At 64.9% G+C, this 25,875-nt stretch carries 24 protein-coding genes; 16 read left to right on the top strand and 8 right to left on the bottom strand.

Going from position 1 to position 25,875, the window contains the following annotated elements:
• Positions 1–122: 122 nt before the first annotated feature.
• The 5 genes from JN279_RS02600 (at position 123) to JN279_RS02580 (ending at position 5,328) form a co-directional block, all read left to right on the top strand.
• The gene (locus tag JN279_RS02600; RefSeq protein ID WP_202353626.1) at positions 123–1,661 is read left to right on the top strand and encodes a sugar ABC transporter ATP-binding protein; all 1,539 of its coding nucleotides are present in this window, start codon (positions 123–125) and stop codon (positions 1,659–1,661) included.
• Positions 1,662–1,721: 60 nt separating this feature from the next.
• Positions 1,722–2,717 (top strand): ABC transporter permease, encoded by a 996-nt coding sequence (locus tag JN279_RS02595; protein ID WP_096452611.1) that lies wholly within the window; start codon positions 1,722–1,724, stop codon positions 2,715–2,717.
• 83 nt (positions 2,718–2,800) lie between these two features.
• Positions 2,801–3,580, top strand: a complete 780-nt coding sequence (locus JN279_RS02590) for an SDR family NAD(P)-dependent oxidoreductase (RefSeq protein WP_202351910.1) — start codon at positions 2,801–2,803, stop codon at positions 3,578–3,580.
• Positions 3,577–4,167, top strand: coding sequence for an SDR family oxidoreductase (locus tag JN279_RS02585; protein WP_244734381.1), 591 nt, complete (start codon positions 3,577–3,579; stop codon positions 4,165–4,167). The genes JN279_RS02590 and JN279_RS02585 overlap by 4 nt, the downstream gene beginning before the upstream one ends.
• Positions 4,168–4,296: 129 nt before the next feature.
• The gene (locus JN279_RS02580; RefSeq protein ID WP_244734380.1) at positions 4,297–5,328 is read left to right on the top strand and encodes a substrate-binding domain-containing protein; all 1,032 of its coding nucleotides are present in this window, start codon (positions 4,297–4,299) and stop codon (positions 5,326–5,328) included.
• Positions 5,329–5,475: 147 nt separating this feature from the next.
• On the opposite strand, the gene JN279_RS02575 is transcribed toward JN279_RS02580, so the two are convergent.
• The 4 genes from JN279_RS02575 to JN279_RS02560 are packed head-to-tail and all read right to left on the bottom strand — an operon-like array spanning position 5,476 to position 9,305.
• Positions 5,476–6,663, bottom strand: a complete 1,188-nt coding sequence (locus JN279_RS02575; protein ID WP_202351909.1) for a mandelate racemase/muconate lactonizing enzyme family protein — start codon at positions 6,661–6,663, stop codon at positions 5,476–5,478.
• Positions 6,664–6,671: 8 nt separating this feature from the next.
• Positions 6,672–7,661 (bottom strand): transketolase family protein, encoded by a 990-nt coding sequence (locus JN279_RS02570; RefSeq protein WP_202351908.1) that lies wholly within the window; start codon positions 7,659–7,661, stop codon positions 6,672–6,674.
• Positions 7,658–8,506 (bottom strand): transketolase, encoded by an 849-nt coding sequence (locus JN279_RS02565; protein WP_202351907.1) that lies wholly within the window; start codon positions 8,504–8,506, stop codon positions 7,658–7,660. Before JN279_RS02565 ends, JN279_RS02570 begins: the two co-directional genes overlap by 4 nt.
• Positions 8,507–8,510: 4 nt before the next feature.
• Complete coding sequence (locus JN279_RS02560; RefSeq protein ID WP_202351906.1) at positions 8,511–9,305, bottom strand: SDR family NAD(P)-dependent oxidoreductase; 795 nt, start codon at positions 9,303–9,305, stop codon at positions 8,511–8,513.
• Positions 9,306–9,424: 119 nt separating this feature from the next.
• Here JN279_RS02560 and JN279_RS02555 point away from each other — a divergent pair, with 119 nt between their 5' ends.
• The 11 genes from JN279_RS02555 to JN279_RS02505 all read left to right on the top strand — a co-directional run bounded on the left by JN279_RS02555 (position 9,425) and on the right by JN279_RS02505 (position 22,835).
• Complete coding sequence (locus JN279_RS02555; RefSeq protein WP_202351905.1) at positions 9,425–10,645, top strand: mandelate racemase/muconate lactonizing enzyme family protein; 1,221 nt, start codon at positions 9,425–9,427, stop codon at positions 10,643–10,645.
• 139 nt (positions 10,646–10,784) lie between these two features.
• Positions 10,785–13,178, top strand: coding sequence for a thiamine pyrophosphate-dependent enzyme (locus tag JN279_RS02550; RefSeq protein ID WP_244734379.1), 2,394 nt, complete (start codon positions 10,785–10,787; stop codon positions 13,176–13,178).
• Between the two features lie 31 nt (positions 13,179–13,209).
• On the top strand, positions 13,210–14,220 hold the full coding sequence (locus JN279_RS02545; RefSeq protein ID WP_202351903.1) for a C-terminal binding protein: 1,011 nt from the start codon (positions 13,210–13,212) through the stop codon (positions 14,218–14,220).
• The gene (locus JN279_RS02540) at positions 14,217–14,945 is read left to right on the top strand and encodes an E3 binding domain-containing protein (RefSeq protein WP_202351902.1); all 729 of its coding nucleotides are present in this window, start codon (positions 14,217–14,219) and stop codon (positions 14,943–14,945) included. Before JN279_RS02545 ends, JN279_RS02540 begins: the two co-directional genes overlap by 4 nt.
• 82 nt (positions 14,946–15,027) lie before the next feature.
• The gene (locus JN279_RS02535) at positions 15,028–15,792 is read left to right on the top strand and encodes a GntR family transcriptional regulator (protein ID WP_202351901.1); all 765 of its coding nucleotides are present in this window, start codon (positions 15,028–15,030) and stop codon (positions 15,790–15,792) included.
• Between the two features lie 292 nt (positions 15,793–16,084).
• Positions 16,085–17,149 (top strand): sugar ABC transporter substrate-binding protein, encoded by a 1,065-nt coding sequence (locus JN279_RS02530; RefSeq protein ID WP_202351900.1) that lies wholly within the window; start codon positions 16,085–16,087, stop codon positions 17,147–17,149.
• 163 nt (positions 17,150–17,312) lie between these two features.
• Positions 17,313–18,380 (top strand): substrate-binding domain-containing protein, encoded by a 1,068-nt coding sequence (locus tag JN279_RS02525; RefSeq protein WP_202351899.1) that lies wholly within the window; start codon positions 17,313–17,315, stop codon positions 18,378–18,380.
• Between the two features lie 68 nt (positions 18,381–18,448).
• A complete protein-coding gene (locus JN279_RS02520; RefSeq protein WP_244734378.1) occupies positions 18,449–19,951 on the top strand; it encodes a sugar ABC transporter ATP-binding protein in 1,503 nt (500 codons plus the stop codon).
• A gap of 36 nt (positions 19,952–19,987) precedes the next feature.
• Positions 19,988–20,986, top strand: coding sequence for an ABC transporter permease (locus tag JN279_RS02515; RefSeq protein WP_244734377.1), 999 nt, complete (start codon positions 19,988–19,990; stop codon positions 20,984–20,986).
• The gene (locus tag JN279_RS02510) at positions 20,983–21,951 is read left to right on the top strand and encodes an ABC transporter permease (protein ID WP_202351896.1); all 969 of its coding nucleotides are present in this window, start codon (positions 20,983–20,985) and stop codon (positions 21,949–21,951) included. The genes JN279_RS02515 and JN279_RS02510 overlap by 4 nt, the downstream gene beginning before the upstream one ends.
• 2 nt (positions 21,952–21,953) lie before the next feature.
• Positions 21,954–22,835: an SMP-30/gluconolactonase/LRE family protein gene (locus tag JN279_RS02505; RefSeq protein ID WP_202351895.1), complete on the top strand. Its 882-nt coding sequence runs from the start codon at positions 21,954–21,956 to the stop codon at positions 22,833–22,835.
• 103 nt (positions 22,836–22,938) lie between these two features.
• On the opposite strand, the gene JN279_RS02500 is transcribed toward JN279_RS02505, so the two are convergent.
• The 4 genes from JN279_RS02500 to JN279_RS02485 form a co-directional block, all read right to left on the bottom strand.
• Positions 22,939–23,154, bottom strand: coding sequence for a hypothetical protein (locus JN279_RS02500; RefSeq protein WP_202351894.1), 216 nt, complete (start codon positions 23,152–23,154; stop codon positions 22,939–22,941).
• On the bottom strand, positions 23,151–23,906 hold the full coding sequence (locus tag JN279_RS02495) for a COG4280 domain-containing protein (RefSeq protein ID WP_096452645.1): 756 nt from the start codon (positions 23,904–23,906) through the stop codon (positions 23,151–23,153). Before JN279_RS02495 ends, JN279_RS02500 begins: the two co-directional genes overlap by 4 nt.
• A gap of 178 nt (positions 23,907–24,084) precedes the next feature.
• Positions 24,085–24,714, bottom strand: a complete 630-nt coding sequence (gene phnN, locus JN279_RS02490; RefSeq protein WP_202351893.1) for a phosphonate metabolism protein/1,5-bisphosphokinase (PRPP-forming) PhnN — start codon at positions 24,712–24,714, stop codon at positions 24,085–24,087.
• On the bottom strand, positions 24,711–25,850 hold the full coding sequence (locus JN279_RS02485; RefSeq protein ID WP_202351892.1) for an alpha-D-ribose 1-methylphosphonate 5-triphosphate diphosphatase: 1,140 nt from the start codon (positions 25,848–25,850) through the stop codon (positions 24,711–24,713). The genes phnN and JN279_RS02485 overlap by 4 nt, the downstream gene beginning before the upstream one ends.
• Positions 25,851–25,875: the final 25 nt, after the last annotated feature.

The following is a 25,875-nucleotide window of genomic DNA, read 5'->3' as shown; positions in this document are numbered from 1 at the left end:
TTGACGAACCCTTCGAGGATCGTCAGTCTGCCGGAAGCCGTAAGCATGATCCCGAAAAGTGGGAACCGGTTTTCGGAAAAGATCATGCCTTGGAATTGGCCCGCTAACTGCTGTCAGGCATGATGAACTATTCCGATACATCCATCGCAGCGACGACGCCGTTCCTCAGCCTCGAGAACGTGCGCAAGACCTATCCGGGCGTCGTCGCGCTGGATGGCTTCTCCATGGAGGTCCGGCCGGGCGAGGTCATCGGCCTCGTCGGCGAGAACGGCGCCGGCAAATCGACCCTGATGAAGATCCTCGGCGGCGTCACCACGCCGGACACCGGCACCATCACCGTCGACGGCACCGCCCACAACAGCTTGACCGTCGAAGGCAGCCTGGGCTCGGGCATCGCCTTCGTCCACCAGGAACTCAATCTGTTCGAGAATCTCGACGTCGCCGCCAACATCTTCTTCGGCCGCGAGCCGCTGCGCGCCGGGCCGCTCAAGCTTGTCGACCGCACGAAGCTGCGGGAAATGGTGGCGCCGCTCTTGAAGCGCGTCGGTGCCAATTTCTCCGCCGACACCCAGGTCGCCGCCCTGTCGCTCGCCCAGCAGCAGATGGTCGAGATCGCCAAGGCGCTGTCGATCAAGGCACGGCTGGTCATCCTCGACGAGCCGACATCGAGCCTGCCGATCGCCGAGACCGACAAACTGCTCGACGTCATCAAGGCGCTGAAGGCCGACGGCATCAGCGTCATCTTCATTTCGCACCGCCTGCACGAGGTCGAGCGCGTCGCCGACCGCGTCGTCGTGCTGCGCGACGGCATGCTGGCCGGCACGCTGGGCAAGCGCGACATCGGCCACGACCAGATGGTCAAGCTGATGATCGGCCGCATGCTGAAGGAGCGCGAGAAGGCCTCCGAGGCCGCGCGCGCCCCTGGCGCCGTGGCCCTTGCCGCCAAGGCCATCCGCACCCCCACCTATCCCGGCCGGCCGGTCGACCTCGATGTCCGGCGCGGCGAGATCCTCGGCCTTGCCGGTCTGGTCGGTTCCGGCCGCACCGAGCTGGCTCGCGTGTTCTTCGGCATCGATTCCAGCCTTGGCGGCACGATCGAACTCGACGGCAAGACGCTTGTGCTGGGTTCGGCCGCCGATGCCGTCGCGCACGGCATCTTCCTGGTGCCGGAAGACCGCAAGCTGACCGGCATCCTGCTCGACCTGTCGATCGCGCAGAACATTTCGCTGCCCAATCTGCCGGCACATGCGAAGCGCTCGCTGGTGTCCGCAAGTGCGGAGACCGCCACCGCCGAGAAGCAGAAAAAAGATCTCGGCATCAAGGCGCCTTCGGTTCAGACGCGCACCGGCACGCTGTCGGGCGGCAACCAGCAGAAGGTCGTGCTCGGCAAATGGCTGGCCATGAACCCGAAGGTGATGATCCTCGACGAGCCGACGCGTGGCATAGACATCGGCGCCAAGGCGGAAATCTACGGGCTGATGCGCGCGCTGGCCGATGCCGGCGTCGCCGTGCTGATGATCTCCAGCGACATGGAGGAGGTGATCGGCGTGTCCGACCGCATCGCCGTCATGCATGAGGGCCAGATCTCGGGCATTCTCGACAAGGACCAGTTCAGCCAGGAAAACGTGCTGCTGCTGGCGGTGGGCAAGCAGCCGAAATAGTTTTTGCGCCGGGGTCGCGAGACCGCGCAACCTGCTCAGGCAGGCATTGGGGAGAAGACGATGAGCAAGAAAGATCTCGGCCTGCTGATCCTGATCCTGGTGGTCGGGGCGATCGTTGCCCTCATCAATCCGCGCTTCCTCTTGCCGATCAACCTCGCCAACACCTCGAACCTGATCGGCCTGTTCGGCATCCTGTCGATAGGCCAGGCCTTCGTCATCATCACCGGCGGCATCGAACTGTCGGTCGGCTCGGTGGTGGCGCTGCTGGGAACGCTGTTCATCGACTTCATCGCCGTGCGCGAATTGGACTGGCCGCTGGCCTTCGTGCTGATCATCGTGCTTGGCGCCATCATCGGCCTGGTGCATGGCTGGCTGATCACGCGGCTGAAGCTGCAGCCCTTCGTCGTCACCTTGTGCGGCCTCTTGATTTATCGCGGCGTCGCCCGCTTCTACACCGCCGACGGCACCGCCGGCTTCGCCTTCGGCCAGAATTTTCCCGAGCTCGAATTTCTCACGGCGGGCCGTTCCTATGGCGTGCCGAACAGCTTCATCGCGCTGATCGTCATCGCCATCGTCATGTGGGTGGTGCTGCACCGCTCGGTGTTCGGCCGCTATCTCTACGCCATCGGCAAGAACGAGGAGGCGGCGAAATATTCCGGCATCCGCACGGGCCGTATCGTCATGGCTGCCTATGTCATCTGCGGCGTGCTGACGGCGCTGTCGGCGATCTATTTCGCCATGTACACGCGCTCGATCTCGCCGGCCAGCCACGGCCAGTTCTACGAGCTCTACGCCATTGCCGCGGCCGTGCTCGGCGGCTTCTCGCTGCGCGGCGGCGAGGGTTCGCTGATCGGCGTCATCCTCGGCACCGTGCTGCTGCAGGAGCTGCAGAACCTCGTCAATCTGCTCGGCATCCCGTCCTCCCTCAACTTCGCGGTGATGGGCGGCGTCATCCTCATCGGCGTGCTGGTCGACCAGCAATGGGGCGTGTTCCGGGCCAGGCGATTGATGGTCGATGCCGCTCGCAAAAACGTTGCCGGCGCACCGGCGGAATAACCGTGAGGGTGACGCTGCCGCTTGCCCGACTCCTATAGATATTATAATAGCATAACCCGGCAACGCTCGGGGGTGGACGGTACATGCGCTGCGATTTGCGAGGCAAGGTAGCGCTGGTCACCGGGGCCGCGGGCGCCATTGGCAGTTCCATCGCCAGACGCTTGTCCGACAATGGTGCCGCGGTCGTCGTCGCCGACATCAATGGCGAGGGCGCAAGCCAGGTCGCGGTCGGTTTGAGCGATGCCATGGCCTGCGCCACCGACATCCGTGACGCCGCCTCGGTCGACGGCGCCATCGCCGCGATCATGCAGCGCTACGGCCGCCTCGACATCCTGATCAACAATGCCGGCGTCAACACGCTGGCGCACCGCGTCACCCTGGACGAATTTCCGCCCGAGGAATGGGACCGCATCACCGGCATCGATCTCGATGGCCTCTACATCATGAGCCGCGCGGCACTGAAGCCCATGCTCGCCGCCGGCAAAGGCGGGCGCATCGTCAACATCGCCTCGGTGGTCGGGCTTGCCGCGATGCGGCTGCAGAGCCCGTTCGTCGCCGCCAAGGCCGGCATCATCCATCTGACGCGATCGATGGCGATCGAACTCGGCGGCAAGGGCATCCTGACCAATGCCATTGCCCCGGGCTCGGTGATGACGGCACTGACCGCCAAGCTGTTTTATGGCGACGAGGGCAAGTTCGCCGGCCGCACCCAGGAGTTCCTCGCCCATGTGCCGCTCGGCCGCCCGGCCGAGCCGCGGGAGATCGCCGAGGCGGTGCTGTTCCTGGCCTCGCCGGCCGCCAGCTACATCAACGGCCAGGTGCTGGCCGTCGATGGCGGCTGGACGGCGGGATACATGATGTGAGCAACGCGATGGAAATCGATCTCAATGGCGCCGCGGTGGCTCTCGATGGCGAGACCAATCCGATCGTCGACGCGGCGTTCACCGCGCTGCGTGCCAATGGCGGCACATTTGTCGAAACAACTGATACCGCCGACATTCTGCTGATGTCCAATCCGCTGCGCCCGGGAACGACGGCGCAGGATCCCCGCTGCCAGCATGCCGATGCGCGCAAGGCGGCCTTGGCCATGGCCGAGCGCGGCGGCGGACGCATTGTCTTCCTGATCTCGGCCACCGCCGGCATGCCGATGCGCCGCCATCCGCGCTTTTCCATGGAAAATGCCTCGATCCTGGCCGGCATGCGTACGCTGGCCATGGAGTTCGGCCCGAAAGTGCTGGTCAATGCCGTTGGCTTCGGCGCGGTCGAGGATGGAACCATGGTCTCGGGCGACAAGGCGATGCTCAGCCACACGCCGGTCGGGCGCGCCGGCTGCATCGAGGAAGCGGTCGCGGCCGTGCTGTTCTTCTGTGATCCGCTCAACACCTACACGACGGGCCAGATGCTGAGCGTCGACGGTGGATGGACGGCAGGTTATGGACGCAATTTCTGAACTCGTGATGCTCGCTATCCCTGCCGGGTCCGTCGCTGGAAACCGTCCGCCACAACAGCTATGAATGACCGCTTACGGCGCGATAGGCAGAACATTGCTTTGCTGGCTGCGCTCTCTTGGAGCATGGTGATGACCGACAGACCGCCGGCGGGTGAGAAGAAGCGGCAGCGTCTTGGCGTCCGCGAGATCGCCAAGCGGGTCGGCGTCGCGCCGATGACGGTGTCGCGTGCGCTCTCCAATCCCGACATGGTCTCGCCGGAGACGCGCGCCAAGGTGCTGGAGGCCATCGAACAGGCGGGCTTCGTACCCAACCGGCTGGCCTCCAGCATGCGCGGCAATGGCCGCATGATCGGCACGGTGGTGCCGCCGCTGATCAATTCGGGCATCGCCGAACAGGTGCAAGGCATGTCCGACGAATGCCATGAGAGCGGCTATTCGATGCTGCTGGTGCAAGGCGAATTCACGCAGGAGGCCGAGGAGCATTCGATCCGCAATCTGCTCGGCTGGCGTCCGGTCGGCATGATCCTGCAGAGCTTCGTGCAAAGCGAGACCGCGCGTGCGCTTCTGAAGAGCAGCGGCGCGCCGGTGGTCGAAATATCGGAGATCAAGGGCCGCAAGCCGATCGACATGGTGGTCGGCGTCTCCAACTTCGAGACCGCCTATGCCATGACCATGCATCTGGCGGCCAAGGGCTACAAGCGCATCGGCTTCGTTTCGACGCCGATCCACGGCAATGACCGGCTGCAGCAGCGCCGCACCGGCTATCACGCCGCACTCACCGAACTCGGCATCAAGAACCATGCCGACATGGAGGTCGAGGTGCCGATCACCGCTCAGGGCGGCGCCGAGGCGTTGATCACGCTGACCTCCCGCCACAGGGATATCGATGCCATCTTCTTTTCCAGCGACACGCTGGCCGTCGGCGCCGTGCAGGAGTGCCATCGCCGGCGCTGGGCGGTGCCGGGCAAGATCGCCATCGCCGGCTATGGCGACATGGATCTCGCCGCGCAGCTTTTTCCGCCACTGACCACGGTGAAGGTCAACCGCTACGAGATGGGCAGGCGCGCGGTGCGGCAATTGCTGGCAAGGCTCGGCGGCGACACCAAGGTGCCGACCATCACCAGCCTCGGCTTCGAGATCGTCGACCGCGAGAGTGCTTGACAATCTCCTTGTTGGCCGCAGCCTTCCCCAGCTTCGTCATCCTAGGGCGGAGCAGCCGCGAAGCGGCGTCGCGGACACCCTAGGGTCTGCGCCGCGTCGCTTCGCTCCTTGCTCCGCCCTAGGATGACGACGAAGGGGGAGCATCGGCTAGTTTAAGGACGTCGTCTTCCCCGTCTCTTCCCGCCGCCCCAGCCGCTTCTCCCAACCTTCCGCATGGACGTTGAGATAGGCGTTGGGATCGTAGGGGTGTTCCTTGATCGCATCGATGTTGAGATCGATGCCGAGCCCCGGTGCATCCGGCAGTGACAGATGGCCGTTATCGGCATTGACGGTCGGGTGCCAGGTCACGAGGTCGCGTGTCCAGGGGTCGTTGAAGGCGTCGAAATGCTCCTGGATGAGGAAGTTCGGCACCGCCGCGGCCAGTTGCAGGCACACCGCCGTCGCCACCGGGCCGCCACTCTGGTGCGGCGCGATGTAGCTGCCATGCGCGAGCGCCAGATTGGCCACCTGCATCGACGGCGCAATGCCGCCGAGCGACATCGGCTCGGGCTGGAAGATATTGACCCCGCCGCCCGCCGCCAGCGTGTAGAACTGGCCGACCGTGTCGTACATTTCGCCGGTCGCCACCGGGATCGGCGAGCGATGCGCCACTTCGTGCACCGTGTCCTGTCGGTCGCGCGAGGTCGGCTCCTCCCACCAGTAGATATCTAGATCGGCGAATTTTTGCGCTGCCTGCAGGGCGGCGATCTCGGTGAAGCGGGCATGCACATCGATCAGGATCCGCGTGTCCCCAGGCAGTTCATCACGCAGTTTCCGGCAGATCGCATAGGAAAGCTCCAGTTCCTCGCGCGAGATAAAACCTTGCGCCGTGCCGAATGGGTCGAGCTTGAAGGCCCTAAAACCTTTGGCCAGCACCGCCTTGGCGGCTTCGAGAAAAGCCTCCGGCGTGCGCTCGGTGCGATACCAGCCATTGGCGTAGCCGAGCACGCTGTCGCGCACCTGGCCACCGAGCAGTTGGTGGATCGGCACGCCGAGGCTCTTGCCCAAAATATCCCAGCAGGCGACCTCGACCGCCGCGATGACAGTGCGATGGATATGGCCGCCGTCGAGCGAGACGCTGTCCAGCATGCGCTTAGCCAGCGCATTGATGCGGCGCGGATCCTGGCCGATGGCGAGATGCTTGAGCTCGTGCACGCCGGCTTCGGTGGTCTTGATGAAGCCGTTCAACGTGCCTTCGCCGATCCCATGGATGCCCTTGTCGGTATGCACTTTGACGAACAGCCAGTTCTTCCAGCCGGCGCCGACGGCAAAGGTCTCGATTTCGGTGATCTTCATGCGAAACTCTAGCTTAAACCAGTAATTGTCGCGATGACGGCCGCGGTCGTCAGGCCGTATTTTGCTTGCAAGGTCGGCACCGCGCCGCATTCGATGTAGCGGTCCGGCAGGCCTATGCGCGTCACTTTCTTCGCAATGCCGGCATCGAACAAGGTCTCGACGACCAGGCTCGCCAGACCGCCCACCACGACGTGGTTTTCCGCCGTGACGATATGGCTGAAGCCGGCGGCAAATTCGGCCACGGCTCCGGCGTCGAACGGTTTTATCGTCGGCACATGCAGCACGCCGGCGGAGATGCCTTGTTTTCGCAACGCGTCCGCCGCGTCCAGCGCGCGTTCGGTCATGAAGCCGGTCGAGATGATGCCGACATCGGAGCCGTCACGAATTTGCCGCGCCTTGCCGATTTCGAAACGATAGCCGGCTTCAAATACCACAGGCACGGAACCGCGCAGCAGCCGCATGTAGACCGGCCCGCGATGCGCGGCGATCGCTTCGGTCGCGGCCTCGATCTCGGTGGCATCGCAAGGATCGATGATGGTCAGGCCGGGGATCATGCGCATCAGCGCAAGGTCCTCGATCGCCTGATGCGTGCCGCCATAGCCGGTGGTCAGGCCCGGCAGGCCGGCGACAATCTTGACGTCGAGGTTGGAGTGGGCGAGCGCGATGGCGACGAAATCATAGGCACGCCGTGTCGCGAACACGCCATAGGTGGTGGCGAACGGCACCTTGCCGGTGCGCGCCAGCCCGGCGGCAACAGCGACGAGGTTCTGTTCGGCCATGCCGACATTGAAGAAGCGCTCCGGGAAAGCGTCGCGGAACGGCAATATGTCGGTGTATTTGCCGAGATCGGCGGTCAGTCCGACAATGTCGGGACGGCTCTGGCCAAGCCGCGCCAGTGCCCGGCCGAAAGGCGCCTCCACGCTCCGCCGGCTGCCGCCAACCGCTTCGTCCTGGCCCATGGCCAGCGTGCGCCCGGCCTCCGTCGCCGCGCCGCTCATTGGACTGCTCCCACGGTCTTTTCGAACTCGGCGATGATGCCGTCCCACTGCGCCACGTCGATACGGAAGAAGTGCGATTTCTCAGAGGTTTCGATGCGCGGCACGCCTTTGCCCGGCAGCGTGCGCAGCACGATCGCCTTCGGCTTGCCGTTGCGTTCGCGCGCATCGGCCAGCGCGCCGACCACCGCCTTCATGTCGTTGCCGTCGATCTCCGATGTCTGCCAGCCGAAGGCGCGCCACTTGTCGGCCACCGGTTCCATGTCGAGCACCACCGGCCCGTCGGCTTGGATGCCGTTGCAGTCGATCAGCGCCACCAGCCCGTCGAGCCTGAAATGGCTGGCCGACATCGCCGCTTCCCAGGTCGAGCCTTCCTGCATTTCGCCATCGGACAGTTCGACGAAAACGCGTGCGTCGGATTTGTCGACGCGCAGGCCCAGCGCCTGGCCGACGCCTTGTCCCAAGCCGTGGCCGAGCGAGCCGCCGATGATTTCGACGCCGGGCGTGGTGTCGAGCGTCGACATCTCCAGCCGGCTGTTGTCGGCGCCGTAGGTGATCAGTTCCGAAACCGGGATGATGCCGGCCTCGGCCAGCGCTGCCCAGAGCGCAATGGAATAGTGCCCGGTCGACAGCAGGAAGCGGTCACGGTCGGCCCAGGTGAGATTGTGCGTATCGTAACGCAGTTCGTGGAAGTAGAGCGCGGCCAGCGTATCGGCGATGCCGAGGCCCTGGCCGATATAGCCCTGGCCCTGACCGCGCGCCATGGTCAGCATGTGCCGGCGCAGCCGTGTCGCCTTGCGTTGGAGCGCGCCGATATCGGCGCTGCCGGGTGGAGAATTTCGCAGCATCGGATCAGTCCTTGTCGAGCCCGCCCGACATGTTGAGCCGCTCGGCGGTCATGTATTTCGGCGCGTCGAGGCAGAGCCAGATGACGGCTTCGGCCACCTCGGAAATTTCGGCACGGCGGCCAAGCGGGATGCGGCGCGTGCGCTCGTCGAGGAAGGCCTGCAGATCGTTGCGGCCATTGGCGCGGGCAAGGTCGACCTCGGTCGAGCGCTGCATCTCGGTGTCCATCATGCCGGGCGCCAGGCTGTTGACCAGCACGCCATAGGGCGCCAGCGCCACGGCCGCGGCGCGGGTGATGGAATCGACGCCGGCCTTGCTTGCCGTGTAGGCGGCGTAATCGGGCAGCGCCATGCGCGAGCCCGGCGAGGTGATGTTGATGATGCGCCCCGAACGCTGCTCGCGCATCACCCGTCCTGCCGCCTTGCAGGCCATGGCCAGCGCGGTGACGTTGAGCGCCAGCGTCCGCGTCCACGCCTTGAAGGTGGCGTCGAGGAACGGCTCGATCACGCCATAGCCGGCATTGTTGACCAGGATGTCGATGCCGCCCCATCGCGCCACCACTTTTTCCACCGCCGCTTCTGGCGCGTCCTCCAGCGTGAAATCGCCTGTTATGATTTCGGTTTCCGCACCGGTTTCCTTGATCTGTCGGGCAGTGTCGGCCAGTCCCTCGCCATTGATGTCGGTGACCGCGACGCTACAGCCGCGCCGGGCCAACTGGACCGCCACCTCGCGGCCGAGGCCGCCGGCGGCGCCAGTGACCAGCGCTCTCTTTGGTGTGGTGTTTTGATTTTCGGCAGGCAAGCGAGCACCCTCCCGGTGACCATCTTGACGGAATTGATACCGGTACCATAAATGGCTGTCAACGGCGATGTGCTACTGTCCCATCGACCGTGCGGTCGGTTGGAATGGGGAGAAAAAAGATGAAAGTCGTTGCGCTCGAAACGCTGCAGCTGGCCGAGTTCCCCTTCCTGTTCTGGCTGCGCGTCCATACCGATGCCGGCTTCATCGGCACCGGCGAGACATTTTGGGCGCCGGGGCCGGTTGCCGCCTACATCCACGACAATGTCGCGTCCTATCTGCTTGGCAAGGATCCGCGCGACATCGAGCTGCATGACCGCACGCTCGGCAGTGTCTATGTCGGCGCGCGCGATTCCGGCGCCGAGGTGCGCGGCAATTCCGCCGTCAACATCGCGCTGTGGGATATCTATGGCCAGGCGCTCGGCGAGCCGGTCTGGCGGCTGCTCGGCGGGCGCACCCACAGAAGCGTGCCGATCTACAACACCTGCGCCGGCTACAAACATGTCCGTGCCACCAAGAAGAACGCCCTTTTCGAGCGCGGCGAGGACTGGTCGCTCAAGCCTGGCGATTCGAACGAAGGTCCGTATGAGGACCTGCTCGCCTGGCGCTACAATGCCGGCGACCTCGCCAGGAGCCTGAAATCGGAAGGCATCGGCGCGATGAAGATCTGGCCCTTCGACGTTGCCGCAGAGGCGTCGAACGGCACCCGCATTTCGCTCACCGATCTCGACAAGGCGCTGGAGCCATTCCAGAAAATCCGCGACGCCGTCGGCCGCGACATGGAAATCATGGTCGAGCTGCACGGGCTATGGACCTTGCCGCCGGTGCTGCGCATCGCCGAGGCATTGAAAGCCTACGACGTTGCCTGGCTGGAGGAGCCGATCCGCTACAACGAACTCGACGCCATGGCCGAGCTGGCCCGTCACACCTCGATCCCGATCGCCGCCAGCGAACGGCTGGCCTCGCGGCAGATGTTCAAGCAATTGATCGACAAGCGCGCGGCTTCAGTGATCATGATCGACCTCGCCTGGTGTGGCGGACTCTCCGAGGCGCGTAAGATCGCCAACATGGCCGAGGCCAGCGAACTGCCTGTCACCTTGCACGATTGCACCGGCCCGATCGTCTATGCCGCCAGCTGCGCCCTGTCGGCGACCTTGCCGAACGTCAATTACCAGGAAGCCGTGCGCGCCTATTTCACCGGCTGGTACACCGAGATCGTCGCCGACATTCCGCCGGCCAAGGACGGCCATGTCGCGCCGCTCGAAGGGCCGGGGCTCGGCCTCAGCCTGCGGCCGGAACTGTTCCGGCGGCCCGACGCCACCGTGCGGATCACGAAGATCTAACACCTCGCATGGCTCCGCTCGGAGCCAGTAGACATTATGCTATTATAATCTATGATGCACCGAAGCGAGCGGCCAACAAGCTCGCCGCCGGCGCCCTGCCGCCCGGCGTCGGACGCATTTCAGGGAGGCTTTGGTGGCAATGTCTGCGGCGCGCGCACGCGACGATTTCAAGGGCGCTCCAAACCTGCCCGATCCAAAAATCCTGCTCGATCTGTTCGAACGCATGGTGTTGTTGCGCCGTTTCGAAAGCATCGCCCAGATCGCCTGCCGCAAGGGCGAAACCCCCGGCTTCCTGCATCTCTATATCGGCGAGGAGGCGACAGGCGTCGGCGTCTGCGCACATCTCAGGCCAACCGATTGGGTGACCTCGACCCATCGCGGCCATGGCCATGCGCTGGCCAAGGGCGCCGATCCCGGCCGGGTGATGGCCGAGCTGTTCGGTAGGGTTGATGGCATTTGCGGCGGCCGGGGCGGCACCATGCATCTTTACGACCGCTCGGTTGGCCTGTTCGGCACCAACGGCATTGTCGCCGCCGGCATCGGCCATGCCGTCGGCATCGGCATGAGTGCCCGCCAGCAGGGCCGCGACGATATCGGCGTCGCCTTCTTCGGCGACGGCGCCGCCAACCATGGCGGCTTCCACGAGGCGCTCAACTTCGCGGCCGTGCAGCGGGCGCCGGCGGTCTTCATCTGCGAGAACAACCTCTACGCCACCGCCACGCCGCTGAAGTCGATCACCCTGAACCCAGAGATCGCCACCAAGGCCGCCTCCTACGGCATGCCTGGGGTTGCGGTGGACGGCAATGACGTCTTCGCCGTCTGGCTGGCCATGAAGGAGGCCACCGAGCGTGCCCGCGCCGGCAAGGGCCCGACGCTGATCGAGGCCAAGACCTATCGCACCGTCGGCCACCACGAGGGCGATCCGGTCATCGGCACCTACCGCACGCAGGAAGAGCTCGACGCCTGGATCAAGCGCGATCCGATCGACATGTTCCGCAAGAAACTGATCGAGGACTATGAAATCGCCGATGCCGATGCGCTCGCGGTGATCGAAGCGCGGATCGAGAAGGTGGTCGAGGAGGCGCTGGCCTTCGCCCGCAATTCGCCCGAGCCCGATCCGGAGACGGTGCGCTTGCATGTCTTTGCCGATCCGATCAATCCGCCATCTGCGTTGCAGCCGCGTGCCGTCGGAGAGACGAAGACACAAGGCTGGCTCGAGGCCGTGCGCGACGGCATCGCCGAGGAGATGCGCGCCAATCCGGCGATCCTCTACTTCGGCGAGGGCACCGGTGAGCGTGGCGGCAGTTTCGCTCATACCAAGAACCTCTGGCAGGAGTTTGGCGCCGAGCGCATGGTCGACACGCCGATCTCCGAACAGGGTTTCACCGCTGCCGCCGTCGGCGCCTCGGCCACTGGCGCGCGCACGGTTTCCGACCTGATGTTTGCCGACTTCGCCTTCGAAACCGCCGGCCAGATTTTCCTGCAGGCGGCCAAGCTGCGCTACATGACCAGCGGCCTGATGAGCGCGCCGATGGTTGTGCGCGTCGGCGCCGGCGCGCTACGCAGCTCAGGCCCGCATCACAGCGGCATCTATCACCCGGTCTTCGCCCATATGCCGGGCCTCATCGTCTGCGTGCCTTCCACCCCGGCCGATGCTAAGGGCCTGATGAAGACGGCGCTCAGGGCCGGCGATCCCGTCATCATGCTGGAGCCCAAGGCGCTGTTCGCCTCCAAGGGCGAGGTGCCGGTCGGCGAGCATTTTGTTCCGTTCGGTGTCGCCCGCATTGCGCGGCCAGGCACTGACATCACCATCGTCGCCGCCGGCCAGATGGTGCAACGCGCGCTGGAGGCTGCGGAAGCACTCGCCGCCGAAGGCATCGAGGCTGAGGTGATCGATCCGCGCACCATCATGCCGCTCGATATCGACGCGATTGTCGCCAGTGTCAGCAAAACCCATCGCCTGCTCGTCGTCGATGAGGCCTGGGCGATGTGCGGCCTTGGCGGTGAGATCGCTCAGGCCATCAACGAACTCGCCTTCGACGAACTCGATGCGCCACCCGGAAGGCTGCACACCGCGCCGACCTCGCATCCCTTCGCGCCAGTGCTGGAGCGCGCCATGCTGGTCGACACCGCCCGCATTGTCCAAGGCGCTTGCGATGTCATTGCCGGCAAGCCGCCGGTGCCGGATCACTGGTATACGGTCGGTCTGAAAAATGCCGCGCCGGCTAAGTCGGTACCTGCTCCGGTGAAGCCGCAGCCCGCCGCGCCACCAGTTGCCGCCTCGGCTACTACCGGCGACGACGAGCCGATAACGATGCCGTTCGGCGATCTCACCGTCAGCGAAGGCACGGTCATCAAATGGTTGAAGGCCGTCGGCGATGTGGTCAAGGAAGGCGAACTGATCGCCGAGATCGAGACCGACAAGGCCGTGGTCGAGATCGAGGCACCCATCAGCGGCACGCTCAGCGCCATCGACCAGCCGGTCGGCGCCGTGGTGCCGATGGGCGGCCGCATCGGCGGCATCAAGAAGTAACCACCATACTCATGGAATTCGAAGGGCCAGCATGAAGATCCTGTGCGCCAACTGGCAAGCCGCCGACGAGGCCGAACTCGAGCGGCAGCATTATCCCGACATCGAGTTCATCCTCGCCCGCTCGACCAACGACAAGGCAGCCGCGCTGGATCCGGCCATTTGCGCGGCGGTCGACGCCGTCATCAACTATTCGCCCACCCACAATGTCGCCGCCGCTCCGTCGGCCTTTCCCAAGGCACGGATCGCCGTGCGCTCCGGCGTCGGCTTCGACAACATCGACACAGCAGGCTGGGGGGTGCGGAAAATTCCGGCCTGCAACGTGCCGGACTATGGCACCACCGAGGTCGCCGACCACGCCATCGGCCTGATGCTGGCGCTGACGCGCGGCACCTCGACCTATGGCGCGGAGCTTTCCGGCCATGGCACCGAGGGCTGGCATTTCTCCAAGGCACCGCTGGTGCGCCGGCACAAGGGCGCCACCTTCGGCATTGTCGGGCTTGGCCGCATCGGCCTCGCCACAGCGCGCCGCGCCGCCGCCTTCGATATGAAGGTGGTGTTTTATGACCCGCATCTTCTCTCCGGTGTCGATTTGTCGACCGGCTACGAACGCGTCCATGCGCTGGCCGACCTGATGGGGCGCGCGGATGTGTTGAGCATCCACACGCCGCTCAGTGAGGAGACCCGCAGGCTGCTTGGCGCCAACGCCTTCGCCGCTGCCAAGCCAGGCCTTGTCCTGATCAACACCGCGCGCGGCCCGATCGTCGATCTCGACGCGCTCGAAGCGGCGATGCGCAACGGCACCGTCGCCGGCGCTGGCCTCGACGTCTTGCCGAACGAGCCCGGCGATCTCGATCATCCGCTCCTCGCCGCATGGCGCGCCCGGGAAGCTTGGATCGCCAACCGGCTGATCGTCACCCCGCACGCCGCCTTCTACAGCCCGGCATCGATGCGCGACCTCAGGCTGAAATCGATCGAGGTGGTGCATGCCTATCTTACGGAGGGACGGCTGACCAACTGCGTGAATTCAGAGTTCCTGAAATGAATGCAGCTGTCGCACAGGCAAGCCGTCTTGCGGTTTCGCCCTATGCCCGTCGGCTGGCGCGCGAGCGTTCGCTGCCGCTCGAAGCACTTCGCGGCAGCGGCCCTGGCGGCCGCATCCTGGCCGCCGATGTGCAGGCTTTCGTTGCGGCTGCCGCTACGGTCGTTTCGCCCGCTGCCGTCGCCCCTGCGGTGTCGCCCTCTCCGGCCACGCCCCGCATCGCCGCCTTTGCCACGTCCGTCGCCCTCAATGCGCTGCAAGACCTGCTGGCGGCGCTTGAGAGCGCGGGACATGTGTTCGCTCTCGACGACGTGCTGCTGCGCGCTGCTGGTCGAGCATTTGCCGAGATGCCTGATACCTCCAAGGTCGGCGACGCTTCCGTGGCGCTGGAACTGGCGGGCCGGCAAATCGTATTCACGGTGGTTCCCGAAATGTCCCTGACATCGCTGCGCGCAACGCGGCTTGCGGCATTGGCCGACAGTCGCGACGAGGCGGGCAAACCGGCGGCGCTGTCCCTGCGGCGGCTGCCCACCACCGACATCCGGCCGGTCGTGATGCCGCTGCTGCCTGGCCGCGCGATGCGGCTGGCCGTCTCGCTCAACACGGCCGGCGATCATGCCGAATGCCTGCTGATTGTGGATGCGTCCAGCATGGATGAGTCCGCCGCTGCCGAATGGCTGGCGACCCTGAAATCGGCGATCGAACAGCCGCTTCGGCTCTTCGTCTGAGACGGTTGATCGTCAGCAGCCTTGCCTAGCCTCTTGCGAAAGAAGCTATTATAAAAGCTTCGATACAGGCGTGACGAGGCCCATGGACCACCCCACCATCGACAGTCTTCCCAGGCGCACGCTCGGCCGCGCCAACGGCCCGCTCTATCGCCAGCTTGCCGACATATTGCGTGAGCCGATCGGCAACGGCACCTTCCCCGTCGGCGGCGAACTGCCGAAGGAAGCGACCATTGCCGAGCATTTCGGCGTCAGCCTGATCACCGTGCGCCAGGCGCTTCGCGATCTCGAGGCAGACGGATTGATCAAGAAGCGCTCGGCCAAGCCGGCCGTGGTGGCGGCGCGCAGCCCATCGGTCAATCTGAGCTGGAAGTTCAAGAACTTCGCCGACATGGCGGCCTTCACCAAGGACGCCAAGCTGACGGTGAAATCCTACCGCAAGGAGGTTTCGCCGGTGCTCCAGCGCCATTTCGGCATGGGCAAGGACGAGGCCGGCTATTGTCTGCGCAGCGTGCTGTCGATCGGCGAACAGCGCAAGGCGCAGATCACCACCTACTTTCCGCCCGACATCGGCGCGCGCCTGAAGCGGGAAGATTTTTCCGACGTGCTGATCTTCCGTTCGGTGCAGAAACATCTCGGCCTGCGGCTCGACGTGGCGCATGTCACGGTGCGCGCCGAGATCGCCGACGAGGCTGTCGCGGCCGATCTCGGCATCACGCTCGGCAGTCCGGTGTTGACGGTGGAGATGCTTTACCAGTCGGCGGACCAGCGCAGCATCGAGTTCTCCGTTGCCCGCCACCCCGCCGACATCTTCAGCATCACCTACGACGCGCCCAACGACCTGTCCTGAACCCGGTCGGCGGCATTGGTGTGCGCCGATTTCCTGGTCTCGGCCATGGACAGCCTTATAAAATTATAATAGCATCATAGCTAGGATGAAGGCTGCGCGGAGGACCACGATCCAACGTGGATGCGAAGCCTCATCCGACGCTGAGCATTTGCCTGGTGCATGTCACTCAGGATGCGCTGCGGCTCCGGGGCATGCACAGGAACAAGGTCTGTCGATTGGGGGTGTGCCTGGAAGGCACTTGAAAGGCGGCGGCGTTCGCGCGGCCCGACACCAAACACGGGAGGAGGAAATCATGAGAGCAGGCGCATTTTTCGCCGGGCTTGCGGTGGTCACGGCGACTTGGCTGTCGATCGATGCCGAGCCGGCCAACGCACAGGACAAGAAGCCCTACACCATCTATCTCTCAAACAATTTCGTCGGCAATGATTGGCGCCAGCAGATGCTGCGCAGCGCCGACATCGCGGTCAAGAAGCCGCCGCTTGCCGGTCGCGTCGACCTCAAGGTCGAGGTGGTCGAGACCACGGTCCAGGCGCAGATCAACTCCCTCAACAACATCATTCGCAACAAGCCCGACGCCATCGTCATCGATGCTGGCTCCGGCGAAGCCCTCAACCCGACGATCCAGAAGGCTTGCGATGCCGGTATCTTGATCATTGCCTTCGATCAGATCGTCAGCGCGCCTTGCGCCTACACGATGGAGTCCGACTGGGGCCGGGCGCCGCGTGTCGAGGCCGAGTGGCTGGTCAAGAAGCTTGGCGGCAAGGGCAAGATCCTCGTTGACCGCGGACTTGCCGGCGCGCCGATCTCCGCCCAGTTGCAAGGTGGTTTCGAGGAAGTCATCAAGAAATATCCCGGCATTGAAGTGGTCGGCTATTTCAACGGCGACTATGCGCTGGGGCCGGAACAGGCCGGCGTCGCCAGCCTGCTGGCGGCGCACCCGCAAGTCGACGCCATCTTCGTCCAGGGCTACGGCGCCGGAGCGATCAAGGCGCTGCAGGATGCCGGGCGTCCGATCGTGCCCATCACCGGCAGTCCTTTCAACCTGACGACGACGACCTGTGTTCAGACCCAGGGCGCCCAGTGCATCCTTGCACCCAACCCTGCCTATCTGTCGGCCGAAGCCTTGAAGCTCGCGGTGGAGATCCTCGACGGCAAGAAGCCGGCGGAGAAGAAGATACTGCTGCGCAATGCCTTCCTCACCACCGATCCGGTTCCGTCGGAATTGTATCCCGATGCGACCATGCAGAAGATCGAGGTCGGCAAGAATGCCTTTCCGGAGATGGCACCGGGCCTGTTTCTTCCGGTTAGCCCGGATTGGGTCGAAATCACCCCGGCCGAGGCCGCCGGCTCGAAATGACGATGCCTGCGAAGGGTGACGAAATGGTCGCTCCAGGCCTCTCCAATACGACTTGGCTCAAATTGACAAGGTCTATTGGTACCGGTATCATTTACATGCAGCACCCACCAAGATGGCAAAGTCCGTCACCGGCTGATGCAGGAAACACGAAGGAGGAGAGATCATGAAACTGAAGATAGTTTGCGCCGGATTGGCAGCGCTTGCCATCTCCGCGATCGCCGTCGGCACAGCGCCGAGCCGTGCCGAGGACAAGAAGCCCTACACCATCTATCTCTCGAACAATTTCGTCGGCAATGACTGGCGCCAACAGATGGAGCGTGTCGCCACCGTGTCGGTCAACAAAGGGCCGCTGAAGGGCCGCGTCGACCTCAAGATCGAGAATGTCGAGAACACCGTCCAGGCTCAGATCAACTCGCTGAACAACATCATCCGCCAGAAGCCCGACGCCATCCTCGTCGATGCCGGTTCGGACTCGGCGCTCAACCCAACCATCAAGAAGGCCTGCGATGCCGGCATCGTCGTCATCAGCTTCGACCAGGTGGTGACCGAACCCTGCGCCTTTGCTGTCGCTTCCGACTGGGACCGTATTCCTTCCGTCATGGCCGAGTGGATGGCCACGCAGCTTGGCGGCAAGGGCAACATCATCCTTGACCGCGGCCTCGCCGGCGCGCCGATCTCGGCGCAGCTGCAGGGAGGCTATGAGAAGGTGCTGGCCAAATATCCCGACATCAAGGTGGTCGGCTACTACAACGGCAACTATGCGCTCGGGCCGGAACAGTCGGGTGTCGCGGCCCTGCTTGCCGCCAATCCGAAGATCGACGGCATCATGACGCAGGGCTATGGCTCCGGCGCCATCCAGGCGCTGAAGGATGCCGGCCGGCCGATCGTCCCGGTCGTCGGCTTCTCCTACAATGTCGCCGCCGTTACCTGCGCGCAGACACAAGGCGCCAAGTGCATCCTTGGCTCCAACCCGGCCTATCTCTCTTCGGAGGCGATCAAGCTGGCGGTCGACATTCTCGACACCGGCAAGAAGCCGGCCGAGCGTTCCGTCTCGGTCAAGGGCGACTTCGTCACCACCGATCCGTTCGAGTCCAAGCTCTATCCCGGCACCAAGATGATCAAGATCGCGATTGGCGAGAATGCCTTCCCGGACCAGGCGCCCGGCCTGACGCTGCCGATCACGCCCGACTGGGTCGAGATCACCGCTGCGGAAGCTGCCGGTACCAAGTAACATCCAGTGACCACGACCCTGTCTCCCGGCATCGCAAGATGTCGGGAGCGCTTTTCGAAGGCGCAAGCATGGACCTCGTCACCGTCAAAGGCCTGTCCAAACGCTATGGCGGCATCATCGCGCTGAGCGAGGCGACATTCAGCGCCCGCGCCGGCGAGGTGCACGCCTTGCTCGGCGAGAATGGCGCGGGCAAGAGCACCTTCATCCAGATCCTGTCGGGCGCGGTACAGCACGATGGTGGCTCGATCCTGGTCGATGGCCAGGAGTATCGCCCTGCCAATCCGGATGCCGCACAGGCGCGCGGCATCGCCGCCGTCTTCCAGGAACTGTCGCTGATCCCCGACCTCAGCGTCGAACAGAACATCTGGTTCCGCCACGAGCCGCGCACGCTGTTGCGCACCGTCAATCGCGGCGAAATGCGCCGCAAGACGCTGGCGCTGCTGGACAAGTATGATTTCCCGGCGCTGCGCCCCGACCAGGAACTGCGGCGGCTGACATTGGCCGAACGGCAGATCGTCGAGATCGCCAAGGGCCTGGCCAAGGACCCGCGCATCCTGATCCTCGACGAAGCGACCTCGGCGCTGCCGGCGCGGGAGGCCGAATGGCTGTTGAAACTCACCCGGCAGCTGGCCGCCGAAGGCAGGCTGGTCATCTTCATCTCGCATCGCATGGCCGAAGTGCGCGCCATCGCCGACCGGCTGACAATCTTTCGCAATGGCAGCACCGTCGCCGCGCACGAGGCCAACGCCGTGTCCGACAACGAGATCGTCACCCAGATGATCGGCCGGCATCTCGACCGGCTCTATCCGGAGCGCATCGCGACGGCGACCGATCGCATCGCGCTGAGGGTGAAGAATTTCTCCAGTGGCAGCCGGCTCTCCGGCGTCGATTTTGCCCTGCGCGAAGGCGAGGTGCTCGGCGTTGGCGGCCTGCAAGGCCACGGCCAGCGCGAACTGTTCCAGGCGCTGTTCGGCGCCACCAGAGCGAGCGGCACGATCGAACTGTGGGGCAAACCTGCCACGATCGGCAATCCGCGCCAGGCGCTGACCGGCAGGGACGGCATTGCGCTGGTGCCGGAGGACCGGCGCGGTCAGGGCCTGCTGCTGACCAAGAGCGTGCGCGAGAATTTGACGCTGTCGGTGATCAAGCGTTTCACCGAAAACGGCTTGCTGAGCCGGCAAAAGGAAACCGCGCTGGTCAAGGAGATGGTCGATTTCCTGCGCATCAAGGCCGGCACGCCGGAACAGCTTGCCGGCACGCTGTCGGGCGGCAACCAGCAGAAGGTGATCTTCGGCAAGATGCTGCTCACACAGGCGCGCGTGCTCCTGCTCTACGATCCGACGCGCGGCGTCGATGTCGGCACCAAGGGCGAGATTTTTCAGCTGATGCGCGATCTCGCCGCCAAGGGCTACGCGATCCTGTTCCATTCCAGCGACATGCCGGAGCTTGTCCATGTCGCCGACCGCGTGCTGGTGATGCGCAACGGCCGCATTGCCGCGACGCTGGAGGGAGATCACATTTCGGAGGAGGAAATCCTGCGTGCGGCCATGCTTGAAACCAGGGCGGCGTGAGGCATGGTGATGTCCGCTGCGGAGAGACCATTGGAGATGGTGCAAAGGCCAGCCGAAGAGAAACAAGCAAGGCCAGGCATCGATTGGCGCGGCCGCGCGCTCGACCGTGCGCCGTTCCTGGTCGCTTGCCTGATGCTGGCGTTGATCATCGGCATTTATGGCAGCCTGCAATCCGGCGTCTTCACGCTGGACGAGCTCAACCTCGACACGGCGGCGGCGATGACGCTGATGCTGGCGGCGACCGGGCAGACCATCGTGCTGCTGCGCGGTGGCATCGACCTGTCGATCGGCGGCATGATCAGTCTCGGCACGGTGATCGCGGCAACGTGCTTTACCGATGATCCGTCGAGCACGGCCCTTTGGGCGTTGATCATTCTCGCACTCGGCTTCCTCATCGGCGCGCTCAACGGCCTGCTGATCTCGCTGCTCAAGCTGCAGCCCTTCCTGGTGACGCTCGCCACCTGGTCGATCCTGAACGGCGTCGCCATGATCATCCTGCCGACCGATGGCGGCAGCGTTCCCGGCTGGTGGGTCGGCTTTGCCTCGGCGCAGCTCATCGGCCTGACCAGCCCGGTCTGGATGCTGCTGGCGCTGCTGATATTCTGGTGGTGGTTCCGCGCCACCCGGGTGGGCATCGCCATCCAGGCGACCGGCTCCAACGAAAAGTCGGCCTTCCTGTCCGGTGTCTCGATCACAAGGGTCAACCTCATCACCTATGGCCTGTCCGGCCTGTTCGCGGCCGGTGCGGCGCTGTTCTTGGTGACGCAGACCGGCGCCGGCTCGCCGACCATCGGCAAGGATTACATCCTGCCTTCGGTCGCGGCGGCGGTCATCGGCGGCGTCAGCCTGTTCGGCGGCCGTGGCCATCTCGCTGGCACGCTGATCGGCGCCTTCGTGCTGACCCTGATCGGCAATCTGGTCTTCGTCCTGCATGTGTCGAGCTACTGGCAGCCGGTCGCGTCCGGCGTTATCTTGCTGCTCTCGGTGCTGGCCAGTTCCGTCGCCGAGAAAGCCGCAAGGAACCGCGTCCAATGAGCGCCTTCCTCGCCCGCAACCGCCTCATCGTGCTCGCCTATGCCGGCATGGTCGTGCTGCTCCTGGTCACGGCCTTGTTCTCGCCGGGCTTCCTGTCGGTCTCCAACATGCGCTCGACCGTCGTGCTCGCCGCCTTCGTCGGCATCGTCGCGCTCGGCCAGACCTTCGTCATCATCGGCGGCGGCATCGACCTGTCGGTGCCTTGGGTGCTGAATTCAGCCGCGATCATCATGGCGCTGCTGTGCGGCGGCCAGGATCTGCCGCTGGTCTGGGTCATGCCGCTGCTGCTTGCCGGCGGCGCCTTCATCGGCCTCATCAACGGCGTCGGCGTCGCCCAGTTCGGCGTGCCGCCGATCATCATGACACTGGCCACCAACGTCATCCTGCAAGGCCTGATCCTGGTGCTGACCGGCGGCTCGCCGACCCCGTCGGCGCCGGCGCTGATCCAGTTCCTGTCGGTTGGGCGCATCGGCGGCTTCCCGGTTGTCGCACTGATCTGGCTGGCGCTGACCCTGGTGGCGACGCTGCTGCTCTCCAAGGCGGCGTTCGGCCGCCATCTCTACGCGCTCGGCACCAGCGCCACGGTCGCCGAATTCTCCGGCGTGCCGACCGCGCGCACCACCATCCTGACCTATGTCATCTCGGGCCTTACCGCCGCCTTCGCCGGCATGCTCTTGACCGGCTATTCTGGCCAGGCCTATCTCGGCATGGGCGACGCCTATCTGTTCACCTCGATCGCGGCGGTCGCCATCGGCGGCGCCTCCATCCTCGGCGGCAGCGGCCATTATCTCGGCACCGTCGCCGGCGCCATGGTGCTCACCATCCTCACTGGTCTTTTGCCGGCGCTGAACCTGTCAAGCGGGGCGCTGCTCATCGTCTATGGTGCGGTGATCCTGATCACCGTGTCGATCGGCAGCGAGACTTTCGCCGGCCTCGGCGGCAGGCTGCGCAGAAAGGAGGGCTGACCATGGTTCAAATCACGTGCGTCGTCGATGCCAGGGCCGAACTCGGCGAAGGCACGCTCTGGGACCCCAAGGCCGGCGTGCTGTGGTGGATCGACATCTGGAAGAAGCTGATCCATCGCTACGACCCAGCGACCGGCAAGGACGAGACCTTCGAGACACCGGAATATCTCGGCTGCCTCGGCCTGCGCGAAAAGGGCGGCCTGGTGCTGACCATGACCAACGGCTTCCATTTCTTCGATCCGGCGACGGGCACATTCGAGGCGATCGTCGATCCGGAATCCCATATGCCGAAAACGCGCTTCAACGACGGCAAGCCGGACCGCCAGGGCCGCTTCTGGTCGGGTTCGATGTTCGAGGTGCCGGGCCAGCCGATCGAATTCATCGGCGCGCTTTATAGGCTCGATCCGGACCTTTCCGTGCACAGGATGATCGACGGCATCGGCTGTTCCAACGGCTTGGCCTGGAGCCCGGATTCGAAGACCATGTATTTCTCCGACAGCCATGCCGGCGCGGTGTGGGCCTATGATTTCGACCCCACCACCGGCGACATCGAGAACCGCCGCACCTTCATCGACATGACGATGACCGGCGGCGTTGCCGATGGGGCCACCGTCGATGCCGAGGGCTGCTACTGGGTCACCATCCCGGTGACCAGCAAGGTCTGCCGCTATGACCCTGATGGCGAATTGATGCAGACCGTGGTTCTGCCGACCGACCTGCCGACCTGCTGCGAATTCGGCGGCAAGAACCTCGACATCCTCTATGTCACCTCGGCTGTGCTCAAGCGCCCGGCCAGCCACTTCGTCCGCCAGAAGAATCCTGGCGGATTGTTCGCGCTCGACGTCGGCGTCAAGGGCCTGACCCTGCCGGCTTTCAAGGGCTGACAGCGTCGCTCGGGACGCCGGCATAACCAGCCTCTTCTCGACCTTGGGCGGCGTCGTTCCGGTGACGAAACGATGCCCACGATAGCTACTATTCGGACTGTCTTTACCGATTGGTCGCGCGTGCAGCGCGGCGAACGCTCAGCAGCAGGATGGCGAGACAGCCGACCAGCAGCAGCGCGCCGCCGAGCAGCGGCGGCAGGGCCAACAGCTTCACCGCTGCTGCGACAGCGGCGACCAGCACCAGCGCCAGCAACGCCAGATTGCCGTCATCGACGAACATCCCGAAGAATTCCCTGGCGACAAGACGGATGAGGCTCATCGGGCTAGCCCGCCGGCTGATACGGGATAGGTGCTGCGCAGCCAGCGCACCATGGCAAACGACGCCAGCGCGACGATGGCGAAGATGGCGAGCAGAGCGAGGTCGGCGCCCGGCCAGTCGGCGCCGATGCCTTCGCCGGTCCAAAAGATGCCGAAGCTGGTCAGCATCAGCCCGACCACGAATTTCAGCGCATTCTCCGGCACGCGCGCCAGCGGCCGGTGGACCGCCAGGCCGATCAGCATCACCAGGATGAACGCCGCCAGCGCGCCCAGGCTGGCATAGAGCGTCTGCCCATGGGCCGCGCCGACAGCAATGACGATGAACACCACCTCGACACCTTCGAGCAGCACCGCCTTGAACGACGCCAGCCCGGCGAGGTAGTCGGCGCGGCGGTCATTGGCCTGCTGGTTGAGGGCGGCGGTCTCCTTGGAGAAGGCCGCCTCCTCGTCATGCAGCGCGATGACGCCGACGCTGCGCAGGATGGCCTTTCGCAGCCAGCGCATGCCGAACAGGATCAGCAGCACGCCCACGACGAACTGCAGCGTGGTGATCGGCACCAGCGCCAGCAGCGGCCCGAACGCCAGCACGAGCGCCGCCAGCAGCGCCAGCGCCAGGGCGGCACCGGTCAGCGCCGGGCGCCAGCTGCGCGTCACGCCGACCGCGAGCACGATGGTGAAGGCTTCGACGACCTCGACGAAAGAAGCGAGAAAGGCCGCCGTGACCGTCGAGAGGATGGGCGTCAGCGTCTGCATCGAGGCTTCCTGTCTGTCTCGTCCGACCTGGGTTTTATGAGTCGGGAAAGCGTAGCCGGAATCACTTGCGTGGTCAGCACCACATAGCGCTCCGGAGGCAGCGGGAAAGCAAGCGCCAACCGGCGGTGCTTCGAGCCAGTCGAACGCACACCCTAAGGTCCGTGCATGCACGCTTGGATCAGATCAGGCCAGACATGTCGGAGAAAGCCATCGCCTTGCGCAGCAGCTCGGCAAAGCGTTCGCCGGCCGCTTCGCGCGGGCCGCTGTTGTCGATCGAAGTGACGCCGGGGCCGGTCAGGGTCACATTGGCGCTGCGCGCCAAGCGCGCCAGCACTTCGCCACGTGACTCGCGACCGCGCATCGCCAGCCGCTCGGCCAGCACGTCGGGCGAGGCAGTGATCTCGACAATGGCCAGATTGGCGTAGCGCTCGCGCAACACCGGGATGATCGCGCGCGAAACGTTCGCCACGGCGACATGGCCATTGGCTACCGACCAGTCGACATCGGCCGGCAGGCCGTAGCGCAAGCCATGTGCTTCCCACGAAATCGCGAAGGCGCCGTCGGCCTCGGCCTCGACGAAGGCGGCATCGGCCAGCGTGTCGTGATCCTCGCTCGCGGCATCGCTCGGCCGGGTGATGACGCGGCGCACGAACTCCAGCCGGCTCTCGTCGGCGAACAGCGCGCGGGCGTAGCCGATCACCGTGTCCTTGCCGGCGCCGCTGGGCCCCACGACGGCGACAAAGACGCCATGGCGGATTGGAAACGTTTCAGCGGACAGTTCGCGCTCGATCAAGGCCGACACCATCACGCGACCCGGCGTCCCTGCCGCCAGACGGTGCGCACCACCGGAACATGGTCGTCGACGCGCACGCGCACCAGATCGGCGCGGCGGCCCTGTTCGATGATGCCGCGGTCGGTCAGGCCAACGGCTTCGGCCGGGTTCTTCGAAACCATGGCGACAGCCTGCGGCAGCGAAATGCCTTCGACCATGTCGCCGAGGAAGAAGGCGGACTGGATCAGGCTGAAGGGAATGTAGTCCGAAGACAGGATGTCGAGCAGGCCATCACTGGCCAGCGCGCGCGCCGAGACATTGCCCGAATGTGAGGCGCCGCGCATGACGTTGGGCGCGCCCATCAGCACGCCGAGGCCCGCGGCCTTCGAGGCGCGCGCCGCTTCCTCGGTGGTCGGGAACTCGGCAACGCGCACACCCTGCTCGATCGCCTCGTCGACATGGCCCGATGTGGCGTCGTCATGGCTGGCCAGCACGATGCCACGCTCATGGCAGGCGGCTGCGATCACCGCGCGGTTCGGTGCCGAATTGCGCGCCGATTCCGCCATCCGCTTCTCGCAGAACAATTTGAAGTCGCGATCGCTCAGCTTCAGCTTGCGCTGGTAGTAATAGGCATAGGTTTCGAGATTGACGAACTGGCGCTGGCCCGGCGCATGGTCCATCAGCGAGGCCAGCTTGACCCGGTCGTCCCCGTCGAAATTGGCGAAGGCCTGCAGGCAGTCCGGCGCCGAAACCTCGCAGCGCAGATGCAGGAAGTGATCGGCCCGCAAACGATCCTGCGCGACGCTGTCCTCGATCGCGTCGGCCAGCTTGCGGATATCGGCCAAGGTGAGGTCGGCATCCTCGTCCATGCCGACGCGCAAGGCGTCGAGGACGGTGGTGATGCCGGCCGTTGCCACCTGCGCGTCATGGGCAAGCACGGCGGCAATCGGGTTCCAGCGCACCTTCGGCCGCGGTGCGTAATGGCCTTCGAGATGGTCGGTGTGCAGTTCGACCAGCCCGGGAATGACATAGTCGCCGCCCATGTCCTCGCCGGTCCGGCCAGAGCCTGCATCGATGCCGGCGATAAAGCCGTCACGCAGCACCAGCGACCCCTCGACGATCTCGTCGGCAAGTACGATGCGGGCGTTGGAAAGAACGGTTTCGGCGGTCATTTCGGGCAGTCCTTGTCTGGGTAAT

Origin of the sequence: Mesorhizobium sp. 113-1-2 (assembly GCF_016756475.1) — a bacterium.
GTDB lineage: Bacteria > Pseudomonadota > Alphaproteobacteria > Rhizobiales > Rhizobiaceae > Mesorhizobium > Mesorhizobium loti_C.
The sequence above is the reverse complement of the archived record's forward strand: the minus strand, read 5'-3'. Positions and strand labels throughout refer to the sequence as shown.

Excerpts from the sequence above, each read along its gene's own strand:
- JN279_RS02600 (WP_202353626.1), top strand. The coding sequence starts at position 123 with ATGAACTATTCCGATACATCCATCGCAGCGACGACGCCGTTCCTCAGC.
- JN279_RS02595 (WP_096452611.1), top strand. The coding sequence starts at position 1,722 with ATGAGCAAGAAAGATCTCGGCCTGCTGATCCTGATCCTGGTGGTCGGG.
- JN279_RS02590 (WP_202351910.1), top strand. The coding sequence starts at position 2,801 with ATGCGCTGCGATTTGCGAGGCAAGGTAGCGCTGGTCACCGGGGCCGCG.
- JN279_RS02580 (WP_244734380.1), top strand. The coding sequence starts at position 4,297 with ATGACCGACAGACCGCCGGCGGGTGAGAAGAAGCGGCAGCGTCTTGGC.
- JN279_RS02575 (WP_202351909.1), bottom strand. The coding sequence starts at position 6,663 with ATGAAGATCACCGAAATCGAGACCTTTGCCGTCGGCGCCGGCTGGAAG.
- JN279_RS02570 (WP_202351908.1), bottom strand. The coding sequence starts at position 7,661 with ATGAGCGGCGCGGCGACGGAGGCCGGGCGCACGCTGGCCATGGGCCAG.
- JN279_RS02565 (WP_202351907.1), bottom strand. The coding sequence starts at position 8,506 with ATGCTGCGAAATTCTCCACCCGGCAGCGCCGATATCGGCGCGCTCCAA.
- JN279_RS02555 (WP_202351905.1), top strand. The coding sequence starts at position 9,425 with ATGAAAGTCGTTGCGCTCGAAACGCTGCAGCTGGCCGAGTTCCCCTTC.
- JN279_RS02550 (WP_244734379.1), top strand. The coding sequence starts at position 10,785 with ATGTCTGCGGCGCGCGCACGCGACGATTTCAAGGGCGCTCCAAACCTG.
- JN279_RS02545 (WP_202351903.1), top strand. The coding sequence starts at position 13,210 with ATGAAGATCCTGTGCGCCAACTGGCAAGCCGCCGACGAGGCCGAACTC.
- JN279_RS02540 (WP_202351902.1), top strand. The coding sequence starts at position 14,217 with ATGAATGCAGCTGTCGCACAGGCAAGCCGTCTTGCGGTTTCGCCCTAT.
- JN279_RS02535 (WP_202351901.1), top strand. The coding sequence starts at position 15,028 with ATGGACCACCCCACCATCGACAGTCTTCCCAGGCGCACGCTCGGCCGC.
- JN279_RS02530 (WP_202351900.1), top strand. The coding sequence starts at position 16,085 with ATGAGAGCAGGCGCATTTTTCGCCGGGCTTGCGGTGGTCACGGCGACT.
- JN279_RS02525 (WP_202351899.1), top strand. The coding sequence starts at position 17,313 with ATGAAACTGAAGATAGTTTGCGCCGGATTGGCAGCGCTTGCCATCTCC.
- JN279_RS02520 (WP_244734378.1), top strand. The coding sequence starts at position 18,449 with ATGGACCTCGTCACCGTCAAAGGCCTGTCCAAACGCTATGGCGGCATC.
- JN279_RS02515 (WP_244734377.1), top strand. The coding sequence starts at position 19,988 with ATGGTGCAAAGGCCAGCCGAAGAGAAACAAGCAAGGCCAGGCATCGAT.
- JN279_RS02510 (WP_202351896.1), top strand. The coding sequence starts at position 20,983 with ATGAGCGCCTTCCTCGCCCGCAACCGCCTCATCGTGCTCGCCTATGCC.
- JN279_RS02505 (WP_202351895.1), top strand. The coding sequence starts at position 21,954 with ATGGTTCAAATCACGTGCGTCGTCGATGCCAGGGCCGAACTCGGCGAA.
- JN279_RS02500 (WP_202351894.1), bottom strand. The coding sequence starts at position 23,154 with ATGAGCCTCATCCGTCTTGTCGCCAGGGAATTCTTCGGGATGTTCGTC.
- JN279_RS02495 (WP_096452645.1), bottom strand. The coding sequence starts at position 23,906 with ATGCAGACGCTGACGCCCATCCTCTCGACGGTCACGGCGGCCTTTCTC.
- JN279_RS02485 (WP_202351892.1), bottom strand. The coding sequence starts at position 25,850 with ATGACCGCCGAAACCGTTCTTTCCAACGCCCGCATCGTACTTGCCGAC.